Source organism: Hoylesella timonensis 4401737 = DSM 22865 = JCM 15640, assembly GCF_000455445.1.
In the GTDB taxonomy this organism is placed as follows: Bacteria; Bacteroidota; Bacteroidia; order Bacteroidales; family Bacteroidaceae; genus Prevotella; species Prevotella timonensis.
Genome location: NZ_HG417091.1, coordinates 177,588 through 187,067, shown reverse-complemented (window position 1 = coordinate 187,067; position 9,480 = coordinate 177,588). Strand labels below are relative to the sequence as shown.

At 42.1% G+C, this 9,480-nt stretch carries 7 protein-coding genes; 5 read left to right on the top strand and 2 right to left on the bottom strand.

The window, feature by feature from the left end; translation table 11 throughout:
- Together BN35_RS13910 and BN35_RS02815 are read left to right on the top strand one after the other, a co-directional pair.
- A partial coding sequence (locus BN35_RS13910; RefSeq protein WP_036909394.1) for a hypothetical protein occupies window positions 1-189 on the top strand: 189 nt, incomplete at its 5' end.
- Complete coding sequence (locus BN35_RS02815; protein WP_145992918.1) at window positions 186-752, top strand: hypothetical protein; 567 nt, start codon at window positions 186-188, stop codon at window positions 750-752. The genes BN35_RS13910 and BN35_RS02815, both read left to right, overlap by 4 nt.
- A gap of 218 nt (window positions 753-970) precedes the next feature.
- Here BN35_RS02815 and BN35_RS02810 read toward each other — a convergent pair whose 3' ends face one another.
- Complete coding sequence (locus tag BN35_RS02810) at window positions 971-2,026, bottom strand: IS5 family transposase (protein ID WP_044071162.1); 1,056 nt, start codon at window positions 2,024-2,026, stop codon at window positions 971-973.
- A gap of 295 nt (window positions 2,027-2,321) precedes the next feature.
- A complete protein-coding gene (locus BN35_RS02805) occupies window positions 2,322-3,566 on the bottom strand; it encodes a sugar MFS transporter (RefSeq protein WP_374188028.1) in 1,245 nt (414 codons plus the stop codon).
- 352 nt (window positions 3,567-3,918) lie between these two features.
- Between BN35_RS02805 and BN35_RS02800 the strand changes: the two genes are divergently transcribed.
- From BN35_RS02800 to BN35_RS02790, 3 genes are all read left to right on the top strand, one after another.
- Window positions 3,919-6,339: a TonB-dependent receptor gene (locus BN35_RS02800; RefSeq protein ID WP_025072382.1), complete on the top strand. Its 2,421-nt coding sequence runs from the start codon at window positions 3,919-3,921 to the stop codon at window positions 6,337-6,339.
- 64 nt (window positions 6,340-6,403) lie between these two features.
- Window positions 6,404-7,849, top strand: coding sequence for a hypothetical protein (locus BN35_RS02795; RefSeq protein WP_025072381.1), 1,446 nt, complete (start codon window positions 6,404-6,406; stop codon window positions 7,847-7,849).
- A gap of 166 nt (window positions 7,850-8,015) precedes the next feature.
- Entirely contained in the window at window positions 8,016-9,473 is a 1,458-nt protein-coding gene (locus BN35_RS02790) for a hypothetical protein (protein WP_028901157.1), read from the top strand.
- The last annotated feature ends 7 nt before the right edge of the window (window positions 9,474-9,480 follow it).

Here is a 9,480-nt window from a genome sequence, read left to right as displayed (position 1 = left end):
ACATTTAAGATCAAATTAGACTTTGAGGAGTTTATCAATAGCAATACGGAAGAAGGACAGAAAATGATAGCGAGGTCCATCATGGAAAGAGTTAGAAATTTAAAATATCCTGCAAAAATAAAGGACTTTGATAAGGAACGTTTTTTAAAAGACTTGACGTTATTCTTTGAACAACAAAGATTAATTTGAAAGCAATAGTGATGTTGAATGATGGTATCATCGTCAGACCTCTTTTCCATATTAGTGTGCAGGCGGACTCCCTACACCGTCTGAGCTGTATCGGGCAACAACAGCTAGCCTATGCTCCCAATGGCAACATCACACAGATACCAGGTGTGGGTAGTATGGCCTATGGCAACACTGCCAAGCCTTATCAGGTAACAGCACTCTCACCCACGGGAGGAGCGGTACCCATCAGAGAGCAACAGGTAAGTTACACTTCTTTTCAACGGCCTAACAGCATTACGGAGAATGAGGTAACGGTCTCGTTTGTGTATGATACCGAGGGCAACCGAGTGAAAATGAACATTGCGAAAGGTTCTACTCCTTTATTGACACGATACTATCTCGACAACTGTTATGAGATAGACGCCCAGCAGAATGTGGAACGATTGTACCTTGCTGGCGATGCTTACAGTGCACCAGCCGTGTATGTCAAAGAAAATGGTAGCGGGAAGATATATTACATCTGCGGTGTTTTTCATGGTTTTAATACAATCCAAACACCAACAAGTTTTGCACTTCGATTTTGAATCTTCAGATTTTACTTGACGGTTAAAAATCACATAAGGCGCTAACTGTCAAATAGATAACAAAACCTTTGCATTATTAGCATATTTACAACACGAGACCTCTGCAAAACCTTACCCCATTCTCTATTATTCTTGTTTTTGATCACTATTGGCTCACCTGCGGTCTATATTTTTGATTTTTAGGCTGTATATGCTCTATTTCATCTCATATTCTCCCTTTATTTGAGAGAATTAGACACAATTATCCCTGGAGTTCGATATAAATTGTAGGCAATAGCCTCCATGATGTGTTGTGCGTGAGTCTTATCTAAACCTACATATCTGGCTATGCCACCATGAAACCATCTATGAATAGATCCAAAGGTACGTTCCACTTTGTACCGTGTCTTGCTGATGGCTACATTAACACGCTGCTCTCTTTCCGTTAGCTTACGTCCCCTTACTCCTTTGTGCATGATACGACTCTTGAGCTTCATACGTTTAAGTACATCCTTGTTTGCTGTAGAATCATAACCCTTGTCGGCATAAACAGGTGTACCTTGCGGAAGATTAGCTTTTTCTAATGGCTTTTCCAAATGTTTGATGTCACTTTCCTTAGCCGGTGTGGTTTCCTCGGCTATCACCAAACCGTTCTCATCTGTAACCGAATGTCGCTTGTAACCGAAGTGTAGCTTCCCCATCTTCTTTACCCAACGTGCTTCACCATCAACATTGGGTTTGACGATCTCTTTAACCATTGCGTTTTCTGCTACATCCCTGCCTGATTCCTCATTGCGATCCTCAACTACTTCGTATTCCTTACGGCCGCGAGGTCGACGAGGACTATCCGTGATACTTGCATCAACGATAGCACCACGCTTAACCAAAACACCAGCCAACTCTAACTGGCGATTTATCTCTTGCAGCACATTATCATAAAGATCGGCTTCAACCAAAATGTTACGGAAACGGCATACAGTTGTACTATCTGGAGCGCAGTCATCCAATCCTAAACCAACAAAGCGACTGAAGGACAGACGGTCATTTACCTGATCTTCGACCTCGCCGTCACTCAAGCCATACCATGTACGAAGAAGCTCGGTCTTGAACAACACAAGGCTGTCATAGCTTGGACGACCAGTGGGACGATTGCCTTTGGTGTAAGCAATTTCAATAAGTCCACGAATGGGATTCCAGTCGATTATCTGATCAATTTGAAAGAAAAAGGTCTGTTTAACCTTACGATGACCAACTATTAGGTCAGCAAAACTCGGAGAAGAAGGACATTGTTTCATACTATAAAGGTACAAAAATATGATGAAATGAGCAAATTTTGAACAATGAGTTTTGCAGAGGTCTCAACACACGAACAAGTTGGTTGAAAAAACGCCCGGCATTTGTGTTAAAAAGACGTTGCGACAGAAGAAATTTCTCTGAAGAACATTCCGTTTGAACTAAAAAAACGAAAAGCAAGCTTGTTAATGAAAGAGCCATGTTATGTGAAGATAAAAACATTGACGCATTCAGTTTCTCGAGAAAACGACACTAAGAAACTCCACTTATTTCAAGACATACTATTCACAGATAAGGCTAATTGGGTTGTTGCTCTGTTGTGATAGAAAGGGTCTTTCTGCATACATACCAAGCAAACAGCAGTACTACCATATAACCTACCCATGGAATAAAAAAAGGTATCACCATATTTGTTGTATCTGCAACATAGCCCATCAACAGGAAGCCACAACCTCCGATAGGGGTCATCATCAATAACGACGATGCACTTTTTGTTAGATTTCCTAAATGGCTCAATGAAAGCGCAAAGATAGTGGGAAACATAATCGCCTCAAACAAATAGTTAGCAATGAGGGCTATCATCGAAACTTTTCCTATATCCATTAACACCAGTGCTACACTGCACACACTCCCCACGGCACAATACAAGAGCATTTTTTGTGGAAGAATGTGACGCATCAACCAACTTCCTAAGAATCGCCCTACCATGAAGAACGCTAAAGCAGCCGTCAAGACAATGGAAGCTTGGTTATCTGACATCCACCCTTGTCCTGTCACAAAGTTGATGAAATAACTGTTGATAGAGATTTCTGCCACTTCGTATGCCAAGAGAGCCAATAACCCGAACACAAACAGAGGATGCTTGCAAAGTTTAACAAAATGATTACCTTGGGCTTGGTCTTCTGCTGTAACCTCATGCTGAATTTCGGGCAAATCAACACGCATAAAAACAACAGCGATACCCAACACCAAAATACCTAAAATGGTATAGGGAATCACCACGTTACCTCCATTAGAAGTACCGTTAAAAAGGAATTGACCTACCGCCAAAGTTGCAAAAAGACTTCCCAATCCATTGAAACTCTGTGACAAGTTGAGCCTACTGGTCGCTGTTTGCGCTGGACCAAGCTCCGTGACGTAAGGATTGGCAGCCGTCTCCAAGAACACCAAACCGCAACCGATGACAAACAACGCACCCAAATAAGCATAAAACTGACCTATCTCTGCACTGGGAATGAACAGCAATGCCCCCACTCCAAACAACAACAATCCAAATACGACACCTCTTCTATAGCCGAACTTATTGATAAACAGACCTGCTGGAATCGCCATTAGGAAGTAGCCTAAATACGTAGTTACCTGTATCCAAGCCGATTGCGTAATGGTAATGTCGAGTGTATTTTGGAAATGCTTGTTCAGCACATCAAGGATAGCACGTGAAAATCCCCACAGAAAAAACAGTGAGGTGATGAGTACAAAGGGTATAAGATAACGCTTATTGGTGAGTTGAGGGTTGTTAGATTTCATCGTTTGTTTATTCATAAATATGCGGTTCTTTCACTTGATGACGGACACTGGGCTGTCATCAACTACATCTTATAACAAAGAGATAGTAAGGCAAAGGTAGTAAAATATGTGTACAACACCCGCATTTTCGCACAATAAAAATAAATAATGGGTACATAGACCACATTCCAAACAAGAGGAACACGACTTAGCCAACAAGCTCACCTGCATCAACTGCTTTCGCTAATATTAGTTATGCCTGCAAAATGAAGCAACAAGAAAATACCTATTTTTGGGTATGTACATTTTTTTTCTGAATCGAGAAGTTGACATATCTTTGCAACTCGAAAGAGTTATTCAGAATAATAATAATTATCAAAATAGTAAAATGTTGAAAAAAGAACAACGAACGCAAAAGATTCTATCGGCTCGAGACTCCCTTTTCAAGGGATGCTTGCTCATGCTGACGATGCTATTTCTGAGCATCTCTGCCACGAAGGCATACAACGACACGAGTGCAAGCACAGACAAAGCTGAGGAAGGTAACGTAACTCTTCAAGTTACAGATGCGCTAACGGGCGAACCCATATTAGGAGCCGTTGTGAAAGATAGCAACGGTAAGACATACGTCACCAACGAGTCGGGAACCTGCATTATGAAGTTAGGCAACACCGATAAGAAGGTGAAAATCACTGTCACATTCGTAGGTTATAAGAGTTACATTTCTTATGTATCAGCACAAACACGCAGACTGAACATCAAACTAAAGGAAGATGCACAGCAATTAAGTGGTGTAACGGTGACATCAAAAAAGAGACACACCGACATCATGCAGCAAGCCAAGACACTGGACCAAAGTATACTCGAAAAAGGCGGTGCCACCTCGTTGGCAAAAATATTGGAAACTATTCCTGGTGTGAGTTCTATCAGTGCTGGTAGTACGGTGGCTAAACCTGTTATTCAAGGTATGCACAGTAGCCGTATTCTGTTGATGAACAATGGTGTGAAATTAGAGAGCCAAAGTTGGGGTAACGATCATGCGCCAGAAATTGACTATACAGGTGCCAGCATGGTAGAGGTTGTAAAGGGTGCCGAATGTATCCGTTACGGTTTTGGTGCCATGGGTGGTGTGGTATTGCTTAACGCTGCGCCCCTACCCTATGGACATAACAAGCCCATCGTGAAAGGGGTTACCAATATTGGCTATGACACCAACGCACGAGGAATAAGCGGTTCGGGAAGCATTGAGGCTGGTTGGAAGAATTTCGGTATGCGTCTGCACGGCAACTATACACGTGGTGGTGACTACCATACGCCCGAATACATCATGAACAACACGGGCTACAACAACATCAGCATGTCTGCCATGGGTGGTTTTGAGAACAAGCGCATCACGGCAACGGTGCTTACAAGTTTGTTCTACCAACGCTCTGGTATCTATTTTGGCAGCCAAATATCCGACTTGGCACAACTACAAGAACGATTCCGCATTGGTCGTCCAACAGAGTCGTCATTGCAACCATTCAGTTATGAAATTGGTATACCCTTCCAGCAATCACAACACTTCACGCTGAAAGGCGAGGTGAAATATCGCATCAACCCAAAGCAATCGCTGGATTTGACTTTGTCGTTCCAAGAAAACTTGCGACAGGAGTATGAGAACCGTATGAAAAAGGAGTGGAGCGTCATCCCGATGCAAGACCTTATATTGAAAACATACAAGGCCGACTTGTCATATCGTGCTTCTTGGAAGCCTCACAAAATGTCTACCTTTGCAGGCTTGGCAAATACATACCAAATCAACTACAACTTCCCAGGCACCAAGAATCCTGCTTTTGTACCAAACTTTGCAGCTCTCACCATGGGTGGCTTCCTGTTGCAAAAGGCGACTTTCTTTGAAAAATTGCAATGCGAATTGGGCCTGCGTTACGACTTTAGAGTGATGAGCGTGAGCGGTTACACGACGTTGAACAAGTACGACTATTACGATGACTTCAAAGTTTACAGCAACTTCACCTCGAGCTTTGCTACTCACTATCAGTTTAACGACAATTGGGATATGCGTGCGAACATCGGTTGGTCGTGGCGTCCACCAGACATCAACGAGCTTTATGCCATTGGACTTCAAGAAGGTTCTTACTGGGTAGTGGGCAATAGAGACCTAAAGAGTGAGCGTGGATGGAAGTCCATCTTAGGGGCAAGGTATCGCAACACATGGGTATCCGTAGAGCCAAGCATGTTCTACCAACACATCAACAGTTATATATACGACCATATCGGCTATGGCGCTAATCGTTTTCATAACAGTCCAAGTGGAAAATACGCCAAGTTTATGTATGATCAGGACGATGTGAGACTGTATGGTGGCGATATAGAAGCTACAGTAAACCCCATTAAAGGACTCAGTATCGTAGCAAAGGGCGAATGGATATTTGCACACAACATTACACGAGACGACTGGTTGCCTTTCATGCCATCAGACAAGTATGGACTGTCAGCCAACTATGAGCATGTCTTCGGTGCAGAGAAAAAGATAAAGGCAACGTTCTCTCTCTCTGGCAACTATGTCACGAAACAGGAACGCTTCGACCCCAACAAGGATTTAGTGGCAGTATCGCCCGACCCTTACTTCTTACTTGGCACCACAGCAGACGTTGCCTTCAAGCTACCCAGCAACAGAGAAATAAAGGTAATGTTGGTAGGCGACAACATTCTCAACACATTATATAAGGAATATACAGACCGATTTAGATATTATGCGCACGAACGTGGCATGAACTACTCTTTGCGCACAATCATTAAATTTTAAGAAAATGAAGTTACAATATAAGACAATAATGCGTTCAACTATTTTAGCTGTAGGATGCTGCTGCATGCTTGCCGCATGTTCTACCAATGATGTTGATGATTTCTTGAAAACAATAGTAAAAGCTCCTCCTGCTTCTATCGAGTACAATGGCAAGGGACACTCACAGATATATGCAGTGAGCGCCGTACTTAGAATGGGGTTCAGGGGTGGTAACATAAAGGTTGGAAACTTTGGTGCCGACAACAGTATAGACAACACTTACGAACAAGACTCGTACAACATGATAAGCGTGAACACGGATAAACCGACAGACTATCCGCTCATGCAACAAATTGAGATAAGCAAGGACGACAATGGACAAATGCAAATTACCAGTCAGCGCGACCATTTTGATGTAGTTGCATCAGATGACGTTTATTACGGACTTGAGCTTACGTATTATGGAGCCAACCACCAACAAATAAATGGTGAGTTCATACAGTTCTATTACAAGAAAAACGGTGCCCCAGACCTCGACAACTCCACGCTGGTACAACACCAACACTTCTTTACCATTGGCAACGAAGTATTGAAACACAGTTACACCATAGACGGTAAAACCATATCCAAGAACAGTAAGCAGGGTTTTTATCCACACACACTGGATGAGAAATCCACCTATTATCCAGAGCTTACTTTTGAAATGGAGGGCGACAAGTTAAAGACCTGTGACATCACCACTACCAATGCACTGCTTGCACCTGAAAGTGGAAACAAATCAGAAATCATGCCGTATGACAGCACTCTGATAGACAAAGCGATAAATATATTCCCTACGCTGAAAAGAAATCAAGCCACATGGACCGAAAATGGCTATAAATTCTTTCAAACACTCACCATGCCACATGCGGCAGCACTTGCCAACAAGTTGTTTACATACCAATACCGAGATACCGACCCATTTGAAAAACAATTGGGATATGAATATCAAGAAGGTAGCGGTGACGGTGGCGTAGTTGACGATGGCACAAATACACTGAGACAAAGACAAGGTGATTTCGTGGAATTGCTGCATCAATGCCGAAAAATAGGTACGGGTCCAAACAATTTGGACAGAATGGGATTCAAGGGTGTGCTGCAGTTTAATCAAGCCAACACCGAGTTTGCGATGCAAATAAGCCTATGTAATATCGTATCACAAATGGATAAATCAAAGAATGCTATTTGGCCCAAATATGGAAATGATAATCCAGATGCTGACTCAAAGACTTGTTCTGAAATTCCTACACTCGGATTGGGAGGAAGTAGAGGACTTTACAATTTTAATGAGATAAAATCAGAATGGAGTAATCACGACATTGACATTCCACTTACATTCCGTGTCATTGCGGACATGAAAGATGGTGACGAGAAGTTCGCGGAAGATTTCAAAAAGTTCTATCCTCACATGGATACCAATGAAATCAAGAATTATTTCTTCAATCCTCAATATTTGCTGTCAAGGAATCGCAAAAATATATTCGTCATGTAGACTTCAGCTAAATGGAAGGCATTTGCGCATCATCATTCCTCACATGGCTGACACGTTCTCCTAACTAAGGAAAATTTACATACACGGCTAAGAGGGGTGAGAGTGTTTAGCAAAGTGCCAATTATACTGGACTTTCTAATCAAGACATTTACATAAAAATAATAAAATGAAAAAATATAGTTTTTGTTTCGTTCTTATATTGATGTTATGTACATCATGTGATGATTTCATCTTTGGTAACATGAACATCAATTACAACGAAAACCCACTTGAATACAAAGAAGTGCCACACAGCGGTGCGGATGCCATGGTTGACAGCTTGAAGAAAAAAGCTCCCTTTGGTGATGCCATGAGTAATCCCGACCAAGATGGCGCATTCAACAACTGGGCTCGTTGCTTAGTCATGTTCAAGGAAGGACACTCACACGGAGATGAAAAATTTCATGGCAATTATGTTTACCCAGCAGCGCCATGGAGACAAGAAGAATTTGTCATAGTAGAAAACAACTCACAAAAGTTTCCTACTGTAAAGGTGGAGTGGGAAAAGAGTATTCAAACTGTTTTTGAAAAGAAGTTAGGCAAACCTACTCCCCAGCAGCCTTACATTCGCCTTATAGGTGGAGATAAAAACCTTTGGGGTATCTGCTTGTACTTCTTGGATAAAGATGGGAAGTTGCTTAACGATGAGATATACAAGCACTCTGATGAGTATCAAATATTCTTTACCATCAGCGACGTGGACGATAAGGGTAACCCATACAAGATTGAAGACTGTAGAGGTACATGGGAAGTTGACAAAAATGGGAAAGATGGCAAAGTAGATGATCATCCTGTCGTATCACCTTATTTCGAAGGAGTAGACAAGGACGGAAGTTTAGGGCACGATATCTTCATGCGTAGACAAAATGCAACCAAGAATTTGTTTGAATATGCCTACCGTGACACATGGCATCAGAATGCCATGGCTGACGGTATGCGCGAGTTTTACAACATTAGGTTGCTGCCACCCCTTGATGCCACCGATGCTAATTCATGCGTTTCCTATGACAAGGACTGCGTAGGACTAAAAGGACATATCAACTTTTACTATGAGGCTAACGAGCCTTCATCTAATTTTAGACCTGAAATAGATGGACGATATGGGTCTGGAGAGAATAAAGACACATGGCCTTTCATGGTTAAAGGTTTTTCTGGTGAGTCTGTAGTATATAGCCGTCCTTCATATATATTGCCCTACTTCTATCTTTCCGTAAGAGTAATGAAATGTCAAAAGGGAAAGAAGGCATATATTCCTAAGGCCACCATTGCCAACAAGGAACTTGACTATGCTGGATATTGGGACTGGATGAAGAGCGAAAAAGCCTGCGCACCATTCTATAATCCTTTCTGGCAATCGAAGAATACAACCCTCGAGGTTCCTGAATGGAAAGAGCTTATACGCTTTAATATACCTATCAAGGTGTATTGCAATAGGTTCGATTCCGATCCGACAAACGTTTCTCCAGCAGAACCATATTATTTCTACTTAGGTAGAGAGATTGGATTAACAGGAAAACAAGCATACGAAGCAAGCCAAAATGTTAAGACGCATGGCTTTGGCGCATTTGGCAACTGGTTCCTCTAATTCATAC

What these genes read in the sequence shown, in the direction of transcription:
- BN35_RS02795 (WP_025072381.1), top strand. Translation starts at nt 6,404, where the DNA reads ATGCTTGCCGCATGTTCTACCAATGATGTTGATGATTTCTTGAAAACA.
- BN35_RS02800 (WP_025072382.1), top strand. Translation starts at nt 3,919, where the DNA reads ATGTTGAAAAAAGAACAACGAACGCAAAAGATTCTATCGGCTCGAGAC.
- BN35_RS02805 (WP_374188028.1), bottom strand. Translation starts at nt 3,566, where the DNA reads ATGAATAAACAAACGATGAAATCTAACAACCCTCAACTCACCAATAAG.
- BN35_RS02810 (WP_044071162.1), bottom strand. Translation starts at nt 2,026, where the DNA reads ATGAAACAATGTCCTTCTTCTCCGAGTTTTGCTGACCTAATAGTTGGT.
- BN35_RS02790 (WP_028901157.1), top strand. Translation starts at nt 8,016, where the DNA reads ATGAAAAAATATAGTTTTTGTTTCGTTCTTATATTGATGTTATGTACA.